This window comes from Brucella sp. NBRC 113783 (genome assembly GCF_040372265.1).
Lineage (GTDB): Bacteria > Pseudomonadota > Alphaproteobacteria > Rhizobiales > Rhizobiaceae > Brucella > Brucella teleogrylli.
Genome location: NZ_BAABRX010000003.1, coordinates 285819 through 307538 on the forward strand (window position 1 = coordinate 285819; position 21720 = coordinate 307538).

Below are 21720 nucleotides of genomic sequence, written 5' to 3' on the forward strand. Positions count from 1 at the left end.
AAGGAGCCGACTATGTCCGATGTAACCTTTCACGAACTGGCAAAGCTGGACGACGCCAAGCGCGCGGAGCTTTTGAAGCGTTCGGAAACCGATCTCTCAGGCTTTATCGAGAAAGTGAAACCGATCATCGAAGCCGTTCGCACGGAAGGCGACGCCGCATTGGTACGGTTTGCACGTGATCTGGACAAGGCCGAAGTTGATCCAGCCAATATCAAGGCAACCGAGGCGGAATTTGACGCGGCTTTCGACAAGGTCGAAAAAGACGTGATCGAAGCCATTCAATTCGGCATCGACAATATACGTCACTTCCATGAAGAGCAGAAGCCGGAAGCGATGTGGCTGAAGGAAATGCGTCCCGGCGCCTATGCTGGCGACCGCTTTACGCCCATCCGTTCGGTAGCGCTCTACATCCCGCGCGGGAAGGGCGCATTTCCGTCTGTCACCATGATGACCGCCGTGCCTGCTGTGGTTGCCGGTGTGCCGGAACTGGCCATCGTTACCCCGCCGACCCCGGATGGCTCGGTGGATGCCGCCACGCTCGTCGCTGCACGTCTGGCCGGTGTCGAAACCGTCTATAAGGTTGGCGGCGCGCAGGCCGTTGCAGCGGTTGCTTATGGAACGGAGACCGTGAAGCCCGCGCTCAAAATCGTTGGTCCGGGCAGTCCATGGGTTGTCGCCGCAAAGCGCCTCCTTGGTGGTGTCATCGATCCGGGTCTCCCCGCAGGTCCTTCCGAAGCAGTGATTTTCGCAGACGATACCGTCAAGGGCGGTCTGGCCGCGCTCGACCTTTTGATCGAAGCCGAACACGGTCCGGATTCCTCCGCTTGGCTTGTCACGCATAGCCGCCGGGTGGTGGAAGAAGCACTTGCCGCTCTGCCGGATCATTGGGCGCGCATGACGGAGCAGCGGGTTGGTTTTTCCAAGACCGTTCTGACCGGCAAATATGGTGGTATCGTCCTGACCTCGTCGGTCGAGGAAAGCTATCGCTTCATCAATGATTATGCGCCGGAACATCTGGAGCTTCTCTCGACCGACCCTTTTGCGCATCTTGGCCACATTACCGAGGCTGCGGAAATCCTCATGGGGCCGCATACGCCGGTGGTCATCGGCAATTTCGGGCTCGGACCGAATGCCGTGCTGCCAACCAGCCGCTGGGCGCGCACCTATGGTCCGCTTTCTGTGACTGATTTCGTCAAGCGTTGTTCCATCGGCTATGTGACGGCTTCCGCTTATCCTGAATTCGCCAAGCACGCCCGCACGCTCGCCCGTTATGAAGGCTTCTCGTCTCACGAAAATGCCGTTTCGGAAATCCGCAAAGACTATCTTTAAGAAAGTGCGCGCAATGAAAGCGGTCCGGCTATATGCGGCCAAGGATCTGCGGGTCGAAAATATCGACCCGCCAACGGCGCTTGCGCCGGGCTGGGTCCGGCTGAAGGTTTCCGCTGCGGGGATTTGCGGTTCTGACCTGCACAATTTCTCGACCGGCCAGTGGATCAGCCGTTCGCCCTCGGTTGCGGGGCATGAATTCGCTGGCGTCGTGACCGAGATTGGCACAGGTGTGAGCGGGTTCAAGCCGGGCGATACGGTCATTGCCGATTCCAGATATTGGTGCGGCGAATGCCCGGCTTGTGCGAGCGGTCGACACAATGTCTGTTCCACTCTCGGTTTTATCGGTGAAGTCTGCGATGGTGGCTTCGCCGAGGAGACGGCGCTGCCTGCCCGGTTGCTTGTCCATTATGCTGCCGATATCAACCCGGTTGTCGCCGCGATGGGCGAGCCGCTTTCGGTTGCGTTGCATGCCATTCGCAAGCAGCGTGTGCCGTCCGGCGAGGCGGTTCTGGTTGTGGGGTGTGGGCCGATTGGCGGGCTTGTGGCTTTGTTGCTTTCCCGCCTACATGACGGGCCGGTACTCGTCTGCGACCGCAATGAACAGCGCGCTGAACTGGTTTCGAGAGTAACCGGCGCAATCAAGGTGGAACTCGACAAGCCTGCTCTGGAGCGTGCGCTTTCAGGTAAAACCTTGCGTTATGCCATTGATGCGACGGGCAATATCGCCGTTTTGAACGCGATCATCGATGTCCTGTCCGGTGGTGGTTCTCTGGCGCTCGTCGGGATTTCGCACGGCAAGATCGAGCTTGATCCCAATATTCTGGTTGAGAGGGAAATCAGTCTGATCGGTTGTCATGCCTATCAGGACGAACTTCAGGAAATAGCGGCTTTGCTGCCAGAACTGGAGGCATCGTTGGTGAAACTGATCGATCGCGAGATTTCACTTGATGAAGTGCCGGAGGCTTATGACCGCTTGCTGGCGGGCCAGGCCGAAGGGCTGAAAACGATCATACGGATAGGAGCATAGTCGCGTCATGAGCTCTGCCGGTAAATCGGATGCGGATCATCGTTCGGCGATGGAATTGCCCGAAACGGCAGGGCCCCTTTACGAGAAGGTGAAGGCCCAGGTTCTCGAAAATATTCGGTCAGGACGCTGGCCTGGCAATTTTCGCCTGCCATCCGAGCATGAGCTTGTAGAGGCGCTTGGCATCTCCCGCATGACCGTCAACAGGGCGCTGCGCGAGCTGACCGATCAAGGCATTTTGAAGCGTATTCAAGGTGTTGGTACATTCGTTTCACCGCCTAAGCCCGAAACGACGTTGATCGAAGTGGTGAACATTGCCAACGAGATTGCGGCGCGGGGCGCGACGCATCGCGCGCAGGTGGTGGCGCTCGATATTGTGCAGCCGGATGCGGCGCTGCTGAACGCGTTCGAACTGCAAAGCCCGATAGCTGTCGCGCATTCAATCATCGTACATTTCGAAAACGATGTGCCCGTGCAACTGGAAGAACGCTTCGTCAACACGCAACTGGTGCAGGATTATGAACTGCAGGATTTCCGCACCATGACGACCTATGATTATCTGCAGAAAAGCACACCGATGACGGAAGTCGAACAGGTGATCTCAGCGGTGACTGCGAATGCGCAGATTGCCGACCTGTTGCAAATCGAGGTCAACGCGGCCTGCCTCCACCTCGACCGTCGCACATGGACCAGAGAGACTGTCGCGACCGTCAACAAGCTGATCTATGCGGGTGATCGCTATCGCTTGGGCAGTCGCTACAAGCCAGAAATTTACAGATAGTCCACCGGGTTATCGATACTCAGCGCGTTCGAACCATCTCGATATTGCTATGCTGAATGCGTGCTTTGGGCAGATCCTGCCGCGAGACCAGACCGACGACTTTGTGTGACTGCGGGTCGAGAATGGGAATGCGCGGAATGCCGCTCATAACCATCAGATCGGCGACCTCGCCAAGCGGCGTCGAGGTGAAGGCTGTGGGTTGCGAGGCGTCGGAGAGGGTTTCGGCAAGCGATGCGGCCACCGGAGCGCCCGACACCTGCCATTGCAGAACTTCCGATCTGGAAACAAGACCGAGCAAGCGCCCGTCGTCGCTCAGAACAGGATAGGCTCTGTGGCGTGCGTCTTTCGTGAAAAATGCAATCGTCTCGTCAATCGACTGTTTGCCCGACAGACATTCCGGCGCAGGCGTCATGACGTGCGCAGCCTGTAGAAATGCAAACGGGTCAACTGAATATTCCTGCAAGATATGGCGTCCGCGACGCGCAATTTTCTCTGTCAGAATGGAACGGTTGAGAATGAGGACACTGACGGCATAGGCTGAGGCCGACGCGGCAATGGTCTCGGGCAGGGCGGCGAAATGACCGGTCAGTTCGACCGCGAAGATGGCGCTCGTCAGTGGCGCGCGCATTGCACCGCTCAAAATCCCTGCCATGCCGATCATGGCCCAGAAGCCTGCACCGCCGGGCAGGAACTGCCCAGTCAGTCCACCCAGTGCACCGCCAAGCAGAAGAAGCGGGGCGAGGACGCCGCCTGACGTGCCGGAGCCGAGCGCAATCAGCCAAACTGCCGCCTTGACCACCAACAGCAATGCGATTGCCTTCATGGTCATGGAACCGTCCAGCAATTGTTGGATGCTGGCATAGCCTGCACCGAGAACATGCGGATCGATCAGCCCTCCGATACCAACCGCGACAGCTCCAAGCGCTGGCCACCACATCCAATGAACTGGCAACCGATGAAACATGTCTTCAATGCGATAAAGGCCAGTGGAGAGCAGCACGCTCTGTATGCCGACGACAGCACCGAGCAACAGCGCGAAGAGCAGTGGCATTCCGCCGCCGACATCGGCGCCCATGAACGGAAAAAGCGGGCCTGCACTGATGAGAAAAGGCCGCCATGCCGAGGAAACCAGCACAGCGACCACAACGGGGATGAAACTGCGCGGCTTCCATTCGAAGAGCAATACTTCCAACGCAAGCAGGATAGCCGCCATTGGTGTGCCGAATATCGCGGTCATGCCGGCGGTGGCGCCTGAGACCAGCAGGGTCTTGCGCTCTGCGGCGCTCAGTTCAAAAAGCTGTGCAAATAAGGAGCCGATGGCCCCGCCCGTCATGATGATTGGTCCCTCGGCGCCGAACGGACCGCCGCTGCCGATTGAGATTGCAGAAGACAACGGCTTCAGCACCGCAACTTTAAGCGAAAGACGGCTTTCGCCAAACAGGATCGCTTCGATGGCCTCGGGTATGCCATGTCCCCGGATTTTTTTAGACCCGTAGCGCGCCATCAATCCGATGATAAGGCTACCGATGACGGGTATGACAAGCGCCAGCATTCCTAGTTGATGGTCGATGATTTCGGAATTCGCGAAAGAAAACCTGCCAAACCAGAAGAGATTGGTCGAAAGCGCGATGAGTTTCAGCAGCAGCCATGCCCCGAAAGCGCCGCCAGTGCCAACCACGATTGCCGCAAGAGCAAGCATCAACATACGGCGGTCGGTCGTATGGTCGCGCAATCTTGGAAGATTTGGTATGGCTGACGGCGAGGACATAATTGCTCCGGATTTGATAGGACCGGAAGCGAATTATATCGTACTACGACATATTTCAAGAAGGTAAAAATGGTTTCCCGAAGAATGACTGAAAACGATTATGCGGTTCTGGCGGATTTTCGCTATTCATTGCGAAATTTTCTGGCGTTCAGCGAAACCAAGGCCGCCGAGTATAATCTGACACCACAGCAGCATCAGGCCCTGCTAGCAATTCGCGCAGCAGAGGATGGCCGAGCCACGGTCGGCTATGTCGCGGAACGGCTGGTTTTGAAGCCGCATAGCGCCAGTGGATTGGTTGCGCGCCTTGAAGCATTGGGGCTGCTTAAACGTTTACCGGGAACAGGCGACAAACGACAAACCGTGCTTGGCCTGACCGAAGAAGCGGACAGAATACTGGCTGAACTGAGCTTGACCCACCGCGAGGAAATCCGCCGGTTGCGCCCCTTGCTGCTTGATCTGCTGTCACGAATAGAGAGCGAAACTTAGCCTCTGGTTTGCCTAGCCGATGGGCAGGCCGGTCTCGGATTTCATCGTGCGCAACGCGATTTCGGATTGCACGCGGGCGACCTGCGGATGGGGTAGCAGCACGAGATGAATGAAATCGGCAAAGGCGGAAAGGTCCTTGGCGACAATAATCAGCACATAATCCGCATCGCCGGAAACCGAATAGGCTTCGCGCACTTCTTCATGTCGGGTCAGAAAGCTGACGAAGGATTCATCGGTGCGTTCGTTATGGGTTGATAGATTGACGCGTGTGATGGCGCGCAATCCGTAGCCCAGCTGTGCCGCATCAAGCCTCGCAGAATAGCCCTGAATGATGCCTTCCTGCTCCAGCCGCGTGCGGCGACGCGAGCATTGGGATTGTGACAGATTGACCAGTTCAGAAAGCTCCGCATTGGTCAAGGACGCATCGCGCTGCAATGTTTGCAAGATTGCACGATCGAAGGAATCGAGCATAATTTCGTGCATGAAACGTCCTTCCGGCTCATAATTTGTGCAAATCTTCGCTAAGATTGCCACATATTGCAAGCACTTCGCGCGGGTCAGCTCATAGAATCTTCTCAATTATCAGGAGGATTCAAAATGGGCCCATATCCGCACGACGCACCCAAAGCCGAAATCAACGAAGCAAATCCCGCGGGAACGGACGGTTTTGAATTCGTGGAATTCGCGCATCCCGAACCAGAAAAGCTCGATATATTGTTCCGCCAGATGGGCTTTCGTCCTGTTGCCAGGCATCGCAAGAAGGATATCTTTCTCTATCGTCAGGGCGACATCAACTATCTTCTAAACCGTGAGCCCAACAGCCACGCCGCATCCTTCGTTGCAGACCATGGCCCTTGCGCGCCAGCAATGGCGTGGCGCGTGGTGGACGCAGGCCATGCGTTGCGCCGCGCAGTGGAACTGGGCGCGGAAGAATATCGTGGCGACGGCAAGTCGCTGGATGTTCCGGGCGTTATCGGTATTGGCGGCTCACTGCTCTACTTCGTGGACACCTATGGCGATGACGGTTCATGCTATTCGGCGGAGTTCGAATGGCTCGGAGAGGCCGATCCGAAACCGGGAGGTTTCGGCTTCTATTACCTCGATCATCTCACGCATAATGTGGTGCGCGGGAATATGAATACGTGGTACAAATTCTACCACGACACCTTCAATTTCCGGGAGATACGCTATTTCGACATCGCCGGAAAAATGACGGGGCTGACCAGCCGTGCATTGACATCGCCCGACGGGAAAATCCGTATTCCAATCAATGAAAGTGCGGATGATCACAGCCAGATCGAGGAGTATCTTCGCGAATATAAGGGCGAGGGCATTCAGCATATAGCAATCGCCAGCAATGATATTTATGGCGGTACGGATGCGATTGCAGCGCAGGGGCTGGAATTCATGCCCGGTCCTCCGGACGTTTATTATGAGAAGTCCAAGGCGCGCGTCAAAGACCACAACGAGCCGCTCGACAAGCTGAAACGGCGCGGCATTCTCATCGATGGCGAAGGCGTTCTGGGCGGTGGCGAGACGCGCATACTGCTGCAGATTTTCTCAAAAACCGTCATCGGGCCGATCTTTTTCGAATTCATTCAACGCAAGGGCGACGACGGCTTTGGCGAAGGCAATTTCAAGGCCCTGTTCGAGTCCATCGAGGAAGATCAGATCCAGCGCGGTGTGCTCGGCAATGTGCAGAAGCCGCATCAAGATAAGCGTGTGGCGGAGCGCAATGCATGAGCGATGCCTGGCGGTCCTATGCCGGGGCACCTGAGAATGGCACCGTCATTTGCGCATCGTCGGACATATCCGATGGTTGCACAAAATGTCTGGTTCTGCGCGCTGATGGGAAGGAATTTCCGCTTCTTCTCATCAGGCGGGACGGAATCTTGCGTGGATTTGTCAATGCTTGTCCGCATCAATATCTGCCATTAAACTACCGATCAGATGCAATACTCTCAACCGATGGTGCGCGTCTCCTCTGCACAGCACACGATGCGACGTTCGACGTTGAGAGCGGAAAATGCCTGTCTGCCGGGCTTGATGGACTTGATGCGGTTCCCGTAGCCGATGATGAAAACGGGAATGTCGTCATCCGCGAACGGCAGTAAACAAGCAACGGGAGGAAATCATGCCGAATACAATTCGCCTGCATCGCGTCATTGCAGCCAAGCCAGAAAAAGTTTTCCGAGCCTTTGTTGAGCCGGATGCCATAGCGAGTTGGTTGCCGCCTTATGGATATCTGTGCACAGTCCATGAACTGGATGCAAAAGCTGGCGGCAGCCATAAAATGTCGTTTCGCAATTTCACGACAGGCCATAGCCATTCGTTTGGCGGCACATATCTTGAAGTGGTTCCCGGCGAACGCCTCGTCTACACGGACAAATTCGACGATCCGAACCTGCCGGGTGAGATGAAGGTTACGGTCGCGCTGAAAGCCGTGTCTGTTGGAACAGAAATCAGCATCACACAGGAGGGGGTGCCAGACATTATTCCTACGGAAGCCTGTTATCTCGGCTGGCAGGATTCTCTTCACAAACTCGCAAAGCTGGTCCAGCCTGAGATTAATGAATAACACTATCTGAGTATGCGTTATTGAACGAATACCGGTGAGGGCCGTTCGCTCATATCAAACGCTACTTTTCATCAGCCGGGTGCTTTATTCTGATAGTTAGCTTGCGAAGCACTCGGCTGCTTATCCTCACAGAAGTATCGGGCCGTGCGAAAGCGAATACTTATTTTATAAAACCCTAACTTTTCTTGGCAATTTTTCTTGCCTTAACGCAACTGGGCCCTACCCTCCCTCTCTGTCCGATTGTGGCTTGGAGGGCAGTATGCAGTGGCTTCAGTCCGTTTTTGAGCAGGCACCGGAGATAGCACTATTTCTATCTCTGGCTGGCGGTTACGCGCTGGGAAAAATACATTTTGGGAAGTTTCAGCTGGGTGGCGTCGCTGGGTCGCTGCTCGTAGCGGTCGTGATCAGTCAAGTCGGTGTCCATATCGACAATGGGGTGAAGGCAGTGCTCTTCGCCCTTTTCATTTACGCCGTCGGTTTCGAAAGCGGTCCGCAATTCTTCCGGTCGCTTGGGCGTCAATCTCTTCGAGAAATTGCGATGGCCGCGGTGCTGGCCATCAGCGGATTGGTGACGGTGGTTGTCCTGGCGCGTATGTTCGGCCTCGACAAAGGCCTCGCAGCCGGCATTGCCGCAGGGGGCCTGACACAGTCAGCCATCATTGGCACCGCCAGTTCGGCGATATCGAAATTGGGTCTGGCCGCCGATGAAGTTCAGCGATTACAGGCCAATGTCGCCGTTGGCTACGCGGTCACCTATATTTTCGGCTCGTTCGGTGCAATCCTGGTTTGCGTCAATCTGCTGCCGAAATTCATGGGACGTAGCATTCGCGACGATGCCATCAAGGCGGAAGCGGAACTTCTTGCCGGTATTCGGCTGCTCGGCCCCAATGAGCAGGAAGCTGCGCCTGACCTTGTCGGGCGTATCTATCAGGTAGACAAAGCTGCCGGAAAAACCGTCGCGGAAATCGAGGCCAAAACCTCTATAGACAATTCCATCACGATTGAACGCGTCAAACGTGCAAACAAGATCATCGGTGTTGCACCGGATCTCAAGCTCGAAACCAATGATATCATATTGATTGTCGGACGCCGCACCGGCGTTGTCACATTGGGCAATGAGCTTGGTTCCGAACTACAATCATCCGATGGTATGGATGTCATCGTCGCTATTCGCGATGTGACCATCACAGCGCCCGAATTCGTCGGAAAGTCGGTTACCGATATCAAACAACATATAAGTGCCGACCTCCGTCACGGTATTTATGTGATTGGTGTCAAGCGGGCCGATAAACCACTGCCGCTCAAGCCCGATACCGTTATCGCGGCTGGCGATGTCGTTTCTCTTTACGGAACGGACCAGGACTTGCAGCGTGTTTCAAGCTCAATCGGGCCGGTTATCGTCGTCAGCGACAAGACGGATTTTGTCTTCCACGGCCTTGGAATTGCTGTTGGCCTTTTGATTGGCCTTGCCGTCATTCGGTTTGGGTCGATCCCGCTGACACTGGGAAGTGGCGGCGGCGCTCTGTTGTCGGGCCTGTTGTTTGGCTGGTACCGCAGCCGCAATATGGCAATCGGCAATATGCCAACGGCGGCTTCGACCCTTCTGCGCGATCTCGGTCTTGCCGGTTTCGTCGCCGTTGTCGGTCTCCAGTCGGGGTTACAGGCGGTTCAAACGATCGTCAGCAGCGGTCTGTCGATCTTCCTGATTGGTGTGGTGGTGACCATTCTCCCGCTCATCATCACCATGCTATTTGGGCGCTATGTTCTCAAATATGACAACGTAGCCGTTTTCGCCGGTGCGCTGTCTGGTTCGCGCAGCGCAAATCCTGCCTTTGGCGAAATTCTGGATAAGGCCGGCAACTCGATACCAACCACTCCATTCGCAATCACCTATGCACTTGCCAACGTGTTCCTGACCTTGCTCGGGCCACTGGTAGTCGCGTTTTCCTGAGGAATAGATCATGGCGAAGAATGAATATAGCAAATATGCGAAGCTGAGCCCGTTTGAGCTAAAGGACGCGCTGATCGAACTTGCCTCCAGCAAAGCAAACCATGCCATGCTGAATGCGGGTCGTGGCAATCCGAATTTTCTGGCCACCTTGCCCCGCCGGGCTTTCCTGCGTCTGGGCCTGTTCGCTGTCGCAGAAGCCGAGCTATCTTATTCCTATCTCTCGACGGGCGTCGGCGGACTTCCCAAGATCGAGGGTATCGAAGGGCGGTTTCAGCGCTTTATTTCCGACCATAGCGATCAGCCGGGCGTCCAGTTTCTGGGACGGTCGCTTTCCTACGTCCGTGACCAGCTGGGCCTTTCTCCATCCGAATATCTTCATGAAATGGTGGAAGGCATTCTCGGCTGTAACTATCCGGTGCCGCCGCGTATGCTGAAAATCAGCGAAGAGATAGTGAAGCATTATCTCGTCCGCGAAATGATCGGCGGCTATATGAGCTCCGATAAACTCGATCTGTTTGCGGTCGAGGGCGGAACGGCCGCCATGACCTACATTTTCGACACATTGAAGCAGAACAAAATTCTTGCCGAAGGCGACACGGTTGCAATCGGTATGCCCGCCTTCACGCCTTATATCGAAATTCCAGAACTCAACAATTATCGGCTGAAAGAAGTGCACATCAACGCGGACCCGAAACAGGGTTGGCAATATCCCGAAGCCGAGCTGAACAAGCTGCTCGACAAATCGGTCAAGGTCTTCTTCCTGATTAACCCCAGCAATCCACCTTCGGTTAAAATGGATCAGCGCGGGCTGGAGCAGATCGCCAAGATCGTCAAGGAAAAGCGTCCTGATCTCATTATCCTGACCGACGATGTGTACGGCACATTTGCCGATGATTTCAAATCGATCTTCGCAATATGCCCATACAACACCATGCTGGTTTACTCGTTCTCGAAATATTTCGGCGCAACGGGCTGGCGCCTCGGCGCAATCGCGATGCAGAAGGACAACGTGCTGGACGCAAAGCTGAAGGATTTGTCGGGATCGGCCAGGAAGGAACTGGATCAGCGCTATTCATCGCTGGTGCCCAATGTTTCAAAACTGAAATTCATCGACCGTCTTGTCGCCGATAGCCGCACAGTCGCCCTCAACCACACTGCGGGTCTTTCTACACCGCAGCAGGTCCAGATGGTTCTGTTTTCCCTATTCGGTCTGATGGATGAAAAGGATGCCTACAAGGCAGAGTTGAAGAAACTGATCCGCAATCGCGAGGCTGCATTGTATCGCGAGCTTGGACTGGAACCGCAGAGCGACGTCAATGAAGTGGATTATTACACACTTCTCGATCTGGAAGACATCGCGGGCCGACTCTATGGCGACGAGTTTGCTGCATGGGTCAAGAAGAACATATCGCCGACTGAGCTCTTGTTCCGGATCGCCGACGAAACCGGTATCGTTCTCTTGCCGGGCACAGGCTTTGGTACGCAGCAGCCGGCTGGCCGCGCATCTCTAGCCAATCTCAACGAGTATGAATATGCAGCCATCGGGCGCGCATTGCGGACGATGGCTGACGAAGTCTATCAAAAGGAATTCAAATCCAAGAAATGATCTAGTGCGGCTTGGCCTTGAGCCAACGCTGCCTTTTGAAACCAAAACGCCGGTCTGTTTCACGCAGATCGGCGTTTTCATGAGGCGCCCCAAATTCATCATACAAGTTTTGACGAAATAGACGATAACACTGATAACTCGTATCACCTGACTTGTGAGCACTCCACGGGCCTGCTACCACAGGAGTACGGAAAACAATGTGCAGGACCGCGATGATGGCAACAAGAAGCAATGAAATTTCCGCCCGCACTGCGGGCAATCTTGTTGTCAAAGTCAGTGGCGAGCTGAAAAAACTGATCCAGTCCGGTGAGTTCAAACCGGGAATGAAACTGCCCAGCGAAGCGAAGCTGACCGAAGCCTATGGGGTCAGCCGCACGGTTATTCGCGAGGCGGTGGCTGCCCTGCGAGCCGACGGGCTCGTCGAGGCCCGGCAGGGAGCCGGGGTTTTTGTGCTTGAGGCGCAATCAGCGGAAACTCTGCCATTTCACAACCTAGATTATGACCGGGTTTCATCGGTCATCGAGCTGCTCGAGCTGCGCACAGGCGTAGAAGTAGAGGCTGCAGGACTTGCAGCGCTGCGTCGCTCTCCCCAACAGGAAGAGGCTATCATCAACTGCCACCGGCAAGTAGTCACCTGCCTGGAAGCTGGGCAACCGACAGCGGAGGCGGATTTCGCGTTGCATCTGGCGATTGCTGATGCGGCCAACAATCCTCGCTTTCGCGAGTTCCTGACGATGATCGGCAGCGGTGTTATTCCGCGTGCGGCTTTACAGTCCCAGTCAGATACAAATTCTGCCGATTATATCGCGCGTATTCATGAGGAGCACTCCCAGATCATCGAGGCCATTTCCAATGGTGACGAAGAGGCTGCACGGTCGGCAATGCGGCGGCACTTGAAGGGGAGTCAGATGCGATACCGCAGCATTCTCAGGCAAGTTCGCTCTAACTTATAATATAAGTTGTTGACATATAATATCTGAATGCGCTAGGTCATATGCAGACATCAAAAAAGGGGTCAACATATGGAACCGCAGCAGATCAAGGAAAAGCTTGGAGCAGGCTTGCTCTCCTTCCCGGTAACGCATTTCGATGCCGAGGGGCAGTTTGCGCCGGAAAGCTATAAAGCCCATGTAGAATGGCTTTCGGGCTTCGATGCACCGGTGTTGTTCGCCGCCGGCGGCACCGGAGAGTTCTTTTCTCTGCGCCCGAGTGAAATTCCGACCATCGTTTCTGCGGCAAAGGAGGCCGTTGGCAACAGTGGCACAGCGATTGTTTCGGGCTGCGGCTATGGGACGGAAATGGCGATTGAAATTGCCAAGTCGGCTGAAAAGGCTGGAGCGGACGGCATATTGCTTCTGCCACATTATCTGATCGATGCGCCTCAGCAGGGTCTTTACGAACATGTCAAGCGTATCTGCCAGTCGATTGGCATCGGCGTCATGGTCTATAATCGTGATAATGCTGTTCTTCAGGCCGACACGCTGGCTCGCTTGTGTGATGAGTGCCCCAATCTTGTCGGTTTCAAGGATGGTGTGGGCGATATCGGGCTCGTTCGCCAGATTACGGCCAAGATGGGAGATCGCCTGACCTATCTGGGCGGAATGCCGACGGCGGAACTCTTCGCCGAAGCCTATCTCGGTGCCGGGTTCACGACCTATTCTTCAGCCGTATTCAATTTCGTTCCTGGTCTGGCGGTGGAATTCTATCGTGCGCTGAGGGCGGGGGAACGCGCCACATGCGAGCGTATTCTCAACGAGTTCTTCTATCCGTTCATGGCAATCCGTAACCGGCAGAAGGGGTATGCGGTGGCTGCCATCAAGGCAGGCGTGCGTCTTCAGGGCTTCAAAGCCGGGAAGGTTCGTTCTCCGCTTTGCGATCTGACCAGAGAGGAAGAAGTCCTTCTCGAAGCGCTCATCGGTAAGTACAGCCGCAAAGAAGCGGCTTGAACGATCAAAAGGAAAAACCGCGGGTCCATCACCCGCGGTTTCTTTATAAGACGCAATAAAGGCCGCGTTTACAGTGACGCGGCCATTTCTTTCAGGCGTTCACAGGCCTTGGTCAGTTCTGCTTCAGAAGCGGCAATTGACAAGCGGATGAAGCCGGGCGCGCCAAAAGCGATACCAGGCACGCTGGATACGCCAAAATCATTGAGCAGATATCCCGCAACATCAGTGTCGCTTTTCAAGGTCACGCCCGTTGGCGTTGTTTTGCCAATCAGTTTGGTGACACCGATGAAGGCATAAAATGCGCCGTCCGGCTGGCGGAAGTCGATATTGGGTATTTCCGACAGATGGGCTGTGACAAGCTCGGCGCGAAGACGAAAAGTCTGTGCCGCTTCGTGCACAAAGCTCTGGTCGCCATCGAGTGCGGCTTTTGCGGCCGCCTGCGCAATGCTGCAAACGGATGTGACGCTTTGCGACTGCATCTTGTTGATTGCTGCAATGAGCGCCTTTGGACCTGCTGCATAGCCAACTCGCCAGCCCGTCATCGCGTAGGCTTTCGAGACGCCGTTGACGATGAGAGTTCGTTCCCGCAATTGCGGGCAGACGCTGCCGAAGGAAACGAAGGGATGGTCGCTTAGCAAGATGTGCTCGTAAATCTCATCGGAAAGGATGAGAATACCGGGGTGTTTTTCCAGCGCTGTCGCGAGCGCCTGATATTCCGCAGCGCTGTAGATCGCGCCGGTGGGATTGGATGGTGAGTTCAGCATCAGCCAGCGCGTGCGTGGGGTGATGGATTTCTCAAGATGTTGGACCGTCAGTTTTAAATCATCTTGCTGCCCGCATTCAACATAGACCGGCGTGCCGCCATGCAAGGAAACGATATCGCCGTAAGAAACCCAGCAAGGTGTGGGGATAACCACTTCGTCGCCCGGTTCGAGCGTGGCGAGGAACGCATCGAACAAGATCTGTTTTGCGCCATTGGCGACGGTCAGCTCTTCCTGTGAAAAATCTAGACCGTTGTCGCGCTTGAACTTGGCGATAATCGCGGCGCGAAGCGCTTCGGTTCCGGCTGCTGCTCCGTAACGAACACCGCCGGCATTGACCGCTGTGCAGGCAGCATCGAGAACATGGCGCGGCGGTTCAAAATCCGGCTCGCCCAGCGACAAATCGATAATGTCTCGCCCCTCGGCACGCAGCTTTTTGGCGGCCATCGAAACAGCCATGCTCGGCGATGACTGGATGCCCGCCGATCTTCTATTTTCATATTGCATTACAATGCTCTTGTTTGTGGGTCGGGAAAAGGAGAAGCCGCCCTAAAGGCGGCTTCTGACAGGATCTGCTGGTCAACCATTCACGACATAATCGAATTCTCTGTCGCGCTGCTTGGCATCCGGGCAACGTTCATCTGCAGCGCCATAGCCGCCGCCGCCCGGCAATTGCAGGATCAGCCTGCGTCCTGCTGGGACATGCTGCCGGCCCTTGGCGTTGAGCACCGAACCATCATCGAGCAGGACGGCGCCCGGTGCGCCGTTCTCGCCACCTTCACGCCCGCGCGGCGGGTGTTTAATGCGATCAAACATGGCATTGAAGTAGATCTCATGTCCGTCAGTCGGCGCAATCTCGACAACCTGACCAAGCCCGCCACGGAATTTTCCGGCGCCGCCGGAACCGTCGCGCAATTCCTTGCGCCAGAAAATAACCGGACCGACATGTTCCGTCGCCTCGATGGACATCGAATGAACACCGCTTGGAAAAGCGGTGGCGCTCAGCCCGTCGATATGGGAGCGGGCACCAGCTCCACCGCTGTTGAACAGAAGAACCTCGGCTCGCTGGCCGCCATCTTTTGGGGCCTTGTCGCCGGAAAGCGGACGCGCACTAACATGAAGGTTCCAAAGCGCGCCTGAGCCTTCCGCCGGTACTCGACCGGGCAGCATCTTATGGACAGCACCAAGCACTGCATCGGGCACCAGATGGCCGAGCACGTGGCGGACGGAAACGGGGGCAGGGTGCTGCGCGTTCAAGATACAATCCTTCGGCGCAATCACCTTGAAGGGGAGAAGCGATGCATGATTGTTCGGTATTTCCGGTGCAATCGAGCATTTCAGGCCGTAACAGGCATAGGCAGCCGAATAGATCAGCGGACAATTGATGCCTTTGGGGCTAGGCGCAGATGTGCCGTTGAAGTCCGCAAGTATGTGATCGGCATAGACATCGATACGCACCGCGATATCGATAGGATCGCCGTAACCGTCAACCCGCATCACGTTGGAATAAGTGCCGTGCGGCAATGCCGCCAGCTTTTCAAGCGTTGCATCATAGCTGCGTTTGAAGATAAATTCGGCCAGCCCTTCCAGATCGTCGAGCTGGAACTCATCCATCATATCCATCAAGCGGCGATGCCCGATTTCGTTGCAGGCGGCGAGGGAATAGACGTCGCCGACGACCTGATGGCTTTCGCGAACATTGTTGCGCAAAATGTTCACGAGATCCTTGTTGACCACCCCGCGTGCCGCGAATTTCATGATCGGTACAAAGATGCCTTCCTCATAAACTTCGTTGGCATCGGGGCCAAAACCACGTCCGCCCACATCCACCACATGGGCGGTGCAAGCGAAAAAGCCTGTCAGCGCGCCATCGCGAAAGCTTGGTGATACGACGGTGAAATCGTGCAGGTGACCGGTGCCTTTCCACGGGTCGTTGGTGATGTAGACATCACCTTCGAAGATATTCTCGCGCCCGATATCGTTGATGAAATGGCCAACCGCTTCCGCCATCGCATTCACATGTCCGGGCGTGCCGGTCACGGCCTGCGCGATCATTTGCCCGGCGCGATTGAACACGCCAGCTGAAAGATCGCCGGATTCACGCACACTGGTGCTGAAGGCTGTACGAATGAGCGTTACGGCCTGTTCTTCGACGACCGAGATCAGGCGGTTCCACATGATCTGCATGTGGACATCGGAAATAGGTTTCACTGACATGGGTAAACTCCTTCAGGCAGCCTTGGCGCGCAGCAACAGGCAACCATCGGCCTGCATGATCGCTTCGCGGCTTGAGGTCACGATGGTCGATGTCTCGCGTTCTGTGATGACGGCTGGCCCGGCGATCCAGTCACCCGGCTTCATATCGCTGCGATCAACCACGCTTGCGTCAAGGAAACGTTCTTCGAGAACGTCGAACACCTTGCGCTTGCCGGATATTGTTGCGGTTGAGTGTTTCGTGACAGGTTTGGCGGGGGTTGGTACCGCAGCATCTGCACTGGCGCGCAGCGACCAGCTGACAATTTCGACATCCAGCCCATCGATTACGCGACCGAAGAAGCGTTCATAGCACTCATCAAAAAGCGAGCTGAAAAGTGAGGCATCCGCTTGAGTATAATCACGAACTTCGATGGTGACCGGCACTTCCCATCCCTGACCAACGTAGCGCATATAAGCGGTGCATTCGAGTGAAGGATTGGCGCTGGGTGCGCCCGAGCGCACGAAGGAGGTTGCTTCCTTCACCAGCTCGGCAATCACAGTATTGATCGCATTGGCGTCGAAGCGGCTGATGCGGCTATAAGCGCTGCGGACCGATTCAAAACCAAAAGGCGCACGCAGGAAGCCGATTGCAGAGCCGACACCGGCGCCAGGCGGGATCAGCAGATCATTGACACCAAGCTTTTCGCAAAGCCGCGCGGCATGAACTGGGGCCGCGCCGCCAAAGGCGATCATGGTGAACTCGGAAAGTTCCTTGCCGTTTTCCACCGCATGCATACGCGCGGCGTTGCTCATGTTCTCATCGACAACTTCGCTAAGACCATAAGCCGAGGTTGCGATATCTGAACCCAGCTTGCTGCCAATATCTGCATCCATGGCGTTTTCGGATGCCGAGCGCGACAGTTTCATCGACCCACCAGCAAAGCTGTCGGGATCGAGGCGACCAAGGATAACATCGGCGTCGGTTACGGTTGGGTTGACACCGCCGCGGTCGTAGCAAGCCGGTCCCGGTTCGGAGCCTGCGCTATGAGGACCGACGCGGATCTGACGCATGGAATCGACGGTTGCAATCGAACCGCCGCCTGCGCCAATCTCAACCATTTCGATGACCGGGATAGAGATTGGCATGCCGCTGCCCTTCTTGAAGCGATAGGTACGCGCCACTTCGAAGGTCTTCGACGTTTTCGGCGTCTGCTGTTCAATCAGGCAGATTTTTGCGGTAGTGCCGCCCATATCGTAGGACACGACCTGATCAAGCTTGTGATTGGCTGCGATATGGGCTGCGAAAATCGCGCCGCCCGCCGGACCCGATTCAAGCAGGCGAACGGGAAACTCAATGGCACTTTCGACACTGATAATGCCGCCGCCCGAGTGGATCATAAAGACCGGTGCAACAAGCCCTTCATCGTGAAGACGGCCTACCAGACGATTGAGGTAAGACGCCATCAAAGGTTTGACATAGGCATTGGCACAGACGGTATTGAAGCGTTGAAACTCACGCATCTGCGGCGAGACTTCCGACGAAATCGATACGGAAAGATCAGGCTTTCTGGCCAGCAGTCTGTCGCGGAAACGGCGCTCATGTTCGCCATTGAGATAGGAGTGGATGAAGCCGACAGCGATACTCTCATAGCCTTGCGCAACGATGCGATCACAAAGCGCTTCCATCTCGCTCTCATCCAGAGGCTTAAGCGCTTCGCCGCTTGCGCCCATGCGCTCATCAAGGACGAACCGGTCGCTACGGTTGACCAACGGGGCCGGGAGGACAATATCAAGATCATATTGCTCGAAGCGGCTTTCGGTGCGCATTTCGATCACGTCGCGAAAGCCTTTGGTCGTGACGAGCGCCGTTTTTGCACCGCGACGCTCGATCAGAGCGTTTGTCGCAAGAGTGGTGCCATGGATCACCGTATCGATCTGGTTCAGCGCTATCCCAGCCTTTTCCGCTACCTCGCGAATGGCTTTGACAATTGCATTTTCAGGAAACGCGTAATCGGTCAGAACCTTGGTTGAGTGCAGTGTCGAACCAACCTCCATCGCCACATCGGTGAAGGTTCCGCCAATGTCGACGCCAACCCTGATCAGTTTGCCATTTATCGTCATGTCTTGCCTAACTCCCAAGATCAGATTCTATGCGTTAAGTGCGGGGCCGGGCTGGAAGGCCACGGTTCAGGCACGTGTTTCCTCGTACCGGCAGGCGGTGCCTGCCGGTTCATAAATGTTGTTTGCGGTGTCTCGGTTAACTCGGAACGTTCAAACGTCCACCAGTCAGTCTGTGGTTAGTTCTTGCCGGTGAAGTCAACTCCATCAAGAGTGGTCGGCAGCTTTGCGCGATCCACACCGATCCACTTTTTGTAAAGACCGTCGAGTGAACCGTCCGCCGTGTGGCGCGTGACAAAATCATTTAGATAGTCGAGCATTTCCTGATCGCCTTTGCGTACCGCCATTGCCTGGAAATTGTCAGCGACTTTGTATTTGCGACCGTAGTTGCCGCTGTTGCCAGTTTTGTCGATCACCAGCCCGTAGGTCACGCTGCCCAGAATGGCATCGACCTGACCCGACAGGAGCGCCTGCACGGTAGTCGCATCATCATCGAAGCGCTTGATCTGCGTGTTGGCGGGCGCGACCTTTTTCAGGACCGGCTCGAAAACGCTGCCGCGATTGACGCCGATGATGTATTTACCCAGATCATCATTGCCCTTAATATCAACGTCGTTCTTGCCCCAGACAGTGATGTCATTGGAGGAATAGGGAATGGCGAATTGAATGACCTTGGCACGCTCTGGCGTGATGGTCATAGATGGAACGAGAAAATCGACCATGCCATTGGTGAGAAGCGGAATACGGTTCTGACCGGTAATGCGCTCGAACTTGATCTGAACGCCCAGTTCCTTTGCGATCAGGTCAGCAACATCGACGTCATAGCCTCCATTTTTGCCGTTCTCATCGATAAAGCCCCATGGAAACTGGTCCATCTGCACGCCGATGGTAACGGTGCCCTTGGCCTTGATTTCCTCGGGCGTAGCGGCGCCAGCTGCTGTGGCGATGCACACGGACGCGAGCAGGCCGAGCGCGAAGCCGAGTGAAGCTTTGGAACGAGCGAAACTAGAATTGAACATGTCCTTACCTCTGGTTGTTTTATTGTTATTCAACGGGATGCATTCATCCGCTTTTCAATCCGGGCGCTGTAATAGGTGAGCGGAATGCAGATCACGAAGTAGACAAGACCGACAGCGCCGTAGACTTTGAGTGGCTCGAAAGTGATGTTGGCCATCAGCTGCCCCGAGCGTGTGAGTTCGGTCAGGCCGAGCAGAGCCGCAAGGGCGGTGCCTTTGATCAGATTGACGAGGAAGCCAATCGTTGCGGGCAGGCCGATGCGAAAGGCTTGGGGAAGCACGACATCCGACATGCGGCGGATATAGCCGATACCAAGCGCGCGAGCCGCTTCATCCTGCCCTGCCGATACGGCCTCGATGCTGCCCCGCCAGATTTCACCGAGAAACGCACTGGTATGGAGTGAAAGACCGATGATCAGCGCGACCCATACGTCGACACGAATGCCGAGCAACGGCAGGCCGAAATAGACGAAGAAAAGCTGGATCAGCAGCGGTGTACCCTGAAAGATCTGGATATATGTCGCCATGAAATAGCGAAGCCATTTCTTGTTGCTGGTGCGTCCAAGGGCCACGATGAGACCACAGGCACCACCGAAGACGAAAGCGAGGAGTGACAGGATTACTGTCCAGCGAGCCCCTTCAAGAATGAACAAGAATTCTGCAAAGCCGAAACTGCGTATCATCGGTCTGCCTCACTTCGTCGGATAGGAAAAGTAAGTTCTGCCAATGAGTTGGAGAACAAGGGAAAAGGACTGCGAAAGCGCGAGATAGATAACGCCGAGTGCGAAATAGACTTCGAAGCTGCGGAATGTCTCGGAATCGATCATTTGACCGACATAGGTGAGTTCTTCCGCGGAAACTGAAGCCACCAGGCTGGAATTGAGCATCATCAAAATGAACTGGCTGCAAAGCGCTGGGTAAACCGCGCGAATGGCTGGCCGAAAGATGATGAAGCGATAGACTTCAAGTGTGTGAAGACCAAGCGCCCGTCCTGCTTCCACCTGCCCCTTCTTGATGGACTCCACCCCACCGCGCACGATTTCGGCTGCATAAGCTGCGCAGTTGAGCGTCATGGCGAGAATTGCCGCCTGTGTGGCTGTCAAGGTGACGCCAAGGGAAGGCATTCCGAAGAAGATGAAAAATACCTGCACCAGAAACGGCGTGTTGCGGATCAATTCGATATAGGCAAATGCCACCCGGGATACGGTTCGTATCGAGCTCATGCGCATCAACATAAAGACAATGCCGAGCATCAAACCAAGCGCCATCGAGATGGAGGATATCTTTAGGGTTTGTAATGCGCCGCTTAGCAGCAGCGGCCAGGCCGCCAGAACCGGCCCCATGTCGAAACTATATTGCATTGGCAAGCTCCCGTTATTTCGTCTGGTTCCCCTTTGTGGTTAGTGATTGAGGATCTGGCCCAGAAATGCCTTGGCGCGTTCGTGCTTGGGATTGCCGAAAAACTCTGCAGGAGGGGCGCTTTCGATAATCTCCCCGCGATCCATGAAGATGACACGGTGCGCAACGGCGCGCGCAAAACCCATTTCATGTGTTACGCAGATCATCGTGATACCGTCGTCCGCAAGCGAGATCATGGTATCGAGAACTTCTTTCACCATTTCAGGATCAAGCGCTGATGTGGGTTCATCGAACAGCATGATCTTTGGCCCCATGCAAAGCGCGCGAGCAATGGCCACTCGCTGCTGCTGACCTCCGGAAAGCTGGGCTGGATATTTGTTGGCCTGTTCGGCGATATGCACCCGCTTGAGAAAATGCATGGCCTTTTCTTTGGCCTCGGCTGTTGAAGCCTTATGCACGCGGCGCGGCGCCAGCATACAGTTTTCGAGTACGGTCATATGGGGGAAAAGGTTGAACTGTTGAAACACCATGCCGACGTCGCGCCGGATATGATCGACATTGGCCCCTTTGTTGCCCAGTCTTGTTCCATTCACATCGATGGTGCCGTCCTGAATCTCTTCAAGATGATTGATACAGCGAATAAGCGTTGATTTACCCGAACCGGAAGGGCCGCACAGAACGATATGCTCGCCCCGATTCACGTGTAGATCCACATTCTTGAGTACGTGAAGCTGGCCATACCATTTATTGACCGCGCTCATCGTGATGGCTTGTTCAGACATCTATCTCTCGCTTCATATG

Annotated in this window: 20 protein-coding genes; 11 read left to right on the forward strand and 9 right to left on the reverse strand. The window is 55.4% G+C overall.

What is annotated here, in order from left to right:
- Positions 1-12: 12 nt before the first annotated feature.
- Genes hisD through hutC form a run of 3 tightly spaced genes read left to right on the forward strand, consistent with a single transcriptional unit; the run spans position 13 to position 3134 of the window.
- Positions 13-1329 carry a histidinol dehydrogenase gene (gene hisD / locus ABWW11_RS11825; RefSeq protein WP_319080246.1) on the forward strand — a complete coding sequence of 439 codons (1317 nt, stop codon included), beginning with the start codon at positions 13-15 and terminating at the stop codon, positions 1327-1329.
- Between the two features lie 13 nt (positions 1330-1342).
- Positions 1343-2356, forward strand: coding sequence for a zinc-dependent alcohol dehydrogenase (locus tag ABWW11_RS11830; protein ID WP_109366056.1), 1014 nt, complete (start codon positions 1343-1345; stop codon positions 2354-2356).
- A gap of 7 nt (positions 2357-2363) precedes the next feature.
- Entirely contained in the window at positions 2364-3134 is a 771-nt protein-coding gene (gene hutC / locus ABWW11_RS11835) for a histidine utilization transcriptional repressor HutC (protein ID WP_109366055.1), read from the forward strand.
- 19 nt (positions 3135-3153) lie between these two features.
- Here the strand turns inward: hutC and ABWW11_RS11840 are convergent, their stop codons facing one another.
- Positions 3154-4902: a chloride channel protein gene (locus ABWW11_RS11840; RefSeq protein WP_319080245.1), complete on the reverse strand. Its 1749-nt coding sequence runs from the start codon at positions 4900-4902 to the stop codon at positions 3154-3156.
- Positions 4903-4986: 84 nt separating this feature from the next.
- On the opposite strand from ABWW11_RS11840, the gene ABWW11_RS11845 reads away from it, so the two are divergent.
- Positions 4987-5388, forward strand: a complete 402-nt coding sequence (locus ABWW11_RS11845) for a MarR family winged helix-turn-helix transcriptional regulator (protein ID WP_109366054.1) — start codon at positions 4987-4989, stop codon at positions 5386-5388.
- Positions 5389-5400: 12 nt separating this feature from the next.
- Here ABWW11_RS11845 and ABWW11_RS11850 read toward each other — a convergent pair whose 3' ends face one another.
- On the reverse strand, positions 5401-5871 hold the full coding sequence (locus ABWW11_RS11850) for an Lrp/AsnC family transcriptional regulator (RefSeq protein WP_109366053.1): 471 nt from the start codon (positions 5869-5871) through the stop codon (positions 5401-5403).
- Between the two features lie 114 nt (positions 5872-5985).
- Here ABWW11_RS11850 and hppD point away from each other — a divergent pair, with 114 nt between their 5' ends.
- The 7 genes from hppD to kdgD all read left to right on the forward strand — a co-directional run bounded on the left by hppD (position 5986) and on the right by kdgD (position 13469).
- The gene (gene hppD / locus ABWW11_RS11855; protein ID WP_109366052.1) at positions 5986-7131 is read left to right on the forward strand and encodes a 4-hydroxyphenylpyruvate dioxygenase; all 1146 of its coding nucleotides are present in this window, start codon (positions 5986-5988) and stop codon (positions 7129-7131) included.
- Positions 7128-7502 (forward strand): Rieske (2Fe-2S) protein, encoded by a 375-nt coding sequence (locus ABWW11_RS11860; RefSeq protein WP_109366051.1) that lies wholly within the window; start codon positions 7128-7130, stop codon positions 7500-7502. Before hppD ends, ABWW11_RS11860 begins: the two co-directional genes overlap by 4 nt.
- Before the next feature lie 20 nt (positions 7503-7522).
- Positions 7523-7966, forward strand: a complete 444-nt coding sequence (locus tag ABWW11_RS11865) for an SRPBCC family protein (RefSeq protein WP_319080244.1) — start codon at positions 7523-7525, stop codon at positions 7964-7966.
- Between the two features lie 259 nt (positions 7967-8225).
- Positions 8226-9917, forward strand: a complete 1692-nt coding sequence (gene aspT / locus ABWW11_RS11870; protein WP_109366049.1) for an aspartate-alanine antiporter — start codon at positions 8226-8228, stop codon at positions 9915-9917.
- 10 nt (positions 9918-9927) lie between these two features.
- Positions 9928-11523, forward strand: a complete 1596-nt coding sequence (locus tag ABWW11_RS11875; protein WP_109366048.1) for a bifunctional aspartate transaminase/aspartate 4-decarboxylase — start codon at positions 9928-9930, stop codon at positions 11521-11523.
- A gap of 212 nt (positions 11524-11735) precedes the next feature.
- On the forward strand, positions 11736-12476 hold the full coding sequence (locus ABWW11_RS11880) for a FadR/GntR family transcriptional regulator (protein ID WP_371831079.1): 741 nt from the start codon (positions 11736-11738) through the stop codon (positions 12474-12476).
- A gap of 69 nt (positions 12477-12545) precedes the next feature.
- The gene (gene kdgD, locus ABWW11_RS11885; protein WP_109366047.1) at positions 12546-13469 is read left to right on the forward strand and encodes a 5-dehydro-4-deoxyglucarate dehydratase; all 924 of its coding nucleotides are present in this window, start codon (positions 12546-12548) and stop codon (positions 13467-13469) included.
- Positions 13470-13537: 68 nt separating this feature from the next.
- On the opposite strand, the gene ABWW11_RS11890 is transcribed toward kdgD, so the two are convergent.
- The 7 genes from ABWW11_RS11890 to ABWW11_RS11920 form a co-directional block, all read right to left on the reverse strand.
- Entirely contained in the window at positions 13538-14737 is a 1200-nt protein-coding gene (locus ABWW11_RS11890) for a pyridoxal phosphate-dependent aminotransferase (protein WP_109366046.1), read from the reverse strand.
- Positions 14738-14809: 72 nt separating this feature from the next.
- On the reverse strand, positions 14810-16447 hold the full coding sequence (locus ABWW11_RS11895) for a hydantoinase B/oxoprolinase family protein (RefSeq protein ID WP_319080243.1): 1638 nt from the start codon (positions 16445-16447) through the stop codon (positions 14810-14812).
- Between the two features lie 12 nt (positions 16448-16459).
- Positions 16460-18547 carry a hydantoinase/oxoprolinase family protein gene (locus tag ABWW11_RS11900; protein WP_109366044.1) on the reverse strand — a complete coding sequence of 696 codons (2088 nt, stop codon included), beginning with the start codon at positions 18545-18547 and terminating at the stop codon, positions 16460-16462.
- 176 nt (positions 18548-18723) lie between these two features.
- Complete coding sequence (locus ABWW11_RS11905) at positions 18724-19563, reverse strand: transporter substrate-binding domain-containing protein (protein ID WP_109366043.1); 840 nt, start codon at positions 19561-19563, stop codon at positions 18724-18726.
- Between the two features lie 29 nt (positions 19564-19592).
- Entirely contained in the window at positions 19593-20243 is a 651-nt protein-coding gene (locus tag ABWW11_RS11910) for an amino acid ABC transporter permease (RefSeq protein ID WP_109366042.1), read from the reverse strand.
- Between the two features lie 9 nt (positions 20244-20252).
- Complete coding sequence (locus ABWW11_RS11915; RefSeq protein WP_109366041.1) at positions 20253-20921, reverse strand: amino acid ABC transporter permease; 669 nt, start codon at positions 20919-20921, stop codon at positions 20253-20255.
- Positions 20922-20960: 39 nt separating this feature from the next.
- The gene (locus ABWW11_RS11920) at positions 20961-21701 is read right to left on the reverse strand and encodes an amino acid ABC transporter ATP-binding protein (RefSeq protein WP_109366040.1); all 741 of its coding nucleotides are present in this window, start codon (positions 21699-21701) and stop codon (positions 20961-20963) included.
- Positions 21702-21720 lie beyond the last annotated feature (19 nt).

Excerpts from the sequence above, each read along its gene's own strand:
- ABWW11_RS11920 (WP_109366040.1), bottom strand. The coding sequence starts at position 21,701 with ATGTCTGAACAAGCCATCACGATGAGCGCGGTCAATAAATGGTATGGC.
- ABWW11_RS11910 (WP_109366042.1), bottom strand. The coding sequence starts at position 20,243 with ATGATACGCAGTTTCGGCTTTGCAGAATTCTTGTTCATTCTTGAAGGG.
- hutC (WP_109366055.1), top strand. The coding sequence starts at position 2,364 with ATGAGCTCTGCCGGTAAATCGGATGCGGATCATCGTTCGGCGATGGAA.
- ABWW11_RS11850 (WP_109366053.1), bottom strand. The coding sequence starts at position 5,871 with ATGCACGAAATTATGCTCGATTCCTTCGATCGTGCAATCTTGCAAACA.
- ABWW11_RS11875 (WP_109366048.1), top strand. The coding sequence starts at position 9,928 with ATGGCGAAGAATGAATATAGCAAATATGCGAAGCTGAGCCCGTTTGAG.
- ABWW11_RS11905 (WP_109366043.1), bottom strand. The coding sequence starts at position 19,563 with ATGTTCAATTCTAGTTTCGCTCGTTCCAAAGCTTCACTCGGCTTCGCG.
- ABWW11_RS11830 (WP_109366056.1), top strand. The coding sequence starts at position 1,343 with ATGAAAGCGGTCCGGCTATATGCGGCCAAGGATCTGCGGGTCGAAAAT.
- ABWW11_RS11845 (WP_109366054.1), top strand. The coding sequence starts at position 4,987 with ATGACTGAAAACGATTATGCGGTTCTGGCGGATTTTCGCTATTCATTG.
- ABWW11_RS11890 (WP_109366046.1), bottom strand. The coding sequence starts at position 14,737 with ATGCAATATGAAAATAGAAGATCGGCGGGCATCCAGTCATCGCCGAGC.
- ABWW11_RS11895 (WP_319080243.1), bottom strand. The coding sequence starts at position 16,447 with ATGTCAGTGAAACCTATTTCCGATGTCCACATGCAGATCATGTGGAAC.
- hppD (WP_109366052.1), top strand. The coding sequence starts at position 5,986 with ATGGGCCCATATCCGCACGACGCACCCAAAGCCGAAATCAACGAAGCA.
- kdgD (WP_109366047.1), top strand. The coding sequence starts at position 12,546 with ATGGAACCGCAGCAGATCAAGGAAAAGCTTGGAGCAGGCTTGCTCTCC.
- aspT (WP_109366049.1), top strand. The coding sequence starts at position 8,226 with ATGCAGTGGCTTCAGTCCGTTTTTGAGCAGGCACCGGAGATAGCACTA.
- ABWW11_RS11915 (WP_109366041.1), bottom strand. The coding sequence starts at position 20,921 with ATGCAATATAGTTTCGACATGGGGCCGGTTCTGGCGGCCTGGCCGCTG.
- ABWW11_RS11860 (WP_109366051.1), top strand. The coding sequence starts at position 7,128 with ATGAGCGATGCCTGGCGGTCCTATGCCGGGGCACCTGAGAATGGCACC.
- ABWW11_RS11840 (WP_319080245.1), bottom strand. The coding sequence starts at position 4,902 with ATGTCCTCGCCGTCAGCCATACCAAATCTTCCAAGATTGCGCGACCAT.
- ABWW11_RS11865 (WP_319080244.1), top strand. The coding sequence starts at position 7,523 with ATGCCGAATACAATTCGCCTGCATCGCGTCATTGCAGCCAAGCCAGAA.
- hisD (WP_319080246.1), top strand. The coding sequence starts at position 13 with ATGTCCGATGTAACCTTTCACGAACTGGCAAAGCTGGACGACGCCAAG.
- ABWW11_RS11880 (WP_371831079.1), top strand. The coding sequence starts at position 11,736 with ATGATGGCAACAAGAAGCAATGAAATTTCCGCCCGCACTGCGGGCAAT.
- ABWW11_RS11900 (WP_109366044.1), bottom strand. The coding sequence starts at position 18,547 with ATGACGATAAATGGCAAACTGATCAGGGTTGGCGTCGACATTGGCGGA.